Annotated in this window: 1 protein-coding gene; it reads left to right on the forward strand. The window is 72.9% G+C overall.

The genetic code is table 11. The features are described from left to right. On the forward strand, positions 1-536 hold a 536-nt coding region (locus ACXJKJ_RS31920), incomplete at both ends, for an efflux RND transporter periplasmic adaptor subunit (protein WP_457395741.1).

Here is a 536-nt window from a genome sequence, read left to right on the forward strand (position 1 = left end):
ATGGTGGCCGCGAGGTGCTGATCGCGCTGCCGGAAAGCAACATCCGCGATTACCAGGTGGGCCAGCCGGTGCAGATCGAGCTGTGGAACCGGCCAGGCCAGCTGCTGCCGGGCACGATCCGCGARATCGCCCCSGCCGCCGATSCGCAGGCGCGYACCTATGCCACSCGCGTCAGCCTGGCGCCCGAAGCGGTGGACGAGGTGGAACTGGGCCAGAGTGCGCGCGTGTTCGCCGCGGCCGGGCGCAGCGGCACTTTGCAGCTGCCGCTGGCGGCGGTGTTGCGTGGCGCCGATGGCAAGGCCAGCGTGTGGGTGGTGAACCCGGCCAACGGTGCGCTCAAGGCCACCCCGGTGACGGTCGGTGCCTACGGCGCCGAGGCCGTGCCGGTGTTGTCTGGGGTGACCGCTGGCGACTGGGTGGTCGCCGCCGGTGGGCATCTGCTGCGCGACGGCCAGGTGGTGACGCCGGTGGATCGGCAGAACCGTCCGGTGCTCGCTCCCGCCGTAACGCCGGCGACTGCGCCGGCCGCCGTCGGC

It is taken from the genome of Roseateles sp. P5_E1 (genome assembly GCF_054049335.1).